General features: G+C 56.5%; 1 protein-coding gene. It reads left to right on the forward strand.

Annotation, left to right across the window (positions count from 1 at the left end; all coding sequences use genetic code 11):
- Nucleotides 1-230: RNA ligase family protein (locus tag AC1RPW_RS08750; protein WP_481769573.1), on the forward strand; the 230-nt coding region annotated here is incomplete at both ends.

Consider the following 230-nt stretch of genomic DNA (forward strand, 5'->3'; position numbering starts at 1 on the left):
GCAGAGGGCAACCTCCCTGAATTTGTGGCTGGTGTGTGCTCGCGTAACCTCGATCTGGTGGAGACTGAAGGCAACCAGTTCTGGAAAACGGCGCGCGAAGAGCAGGTCCTCGAAAAGTTGGCGACGCTGGAGCGCGCGGTAGCAATCCAAGGTGAGCTGTGCGGTTCGGGTATTCAATCGAACTTCGAAGGATTCCCCGAGGGCTACTACGGCTTCTACGTGTATGACAT

It is taken from the genome of Dellaglioa sp. CoH-55-MRSF-8 (genome assembly GCF_056782195.1).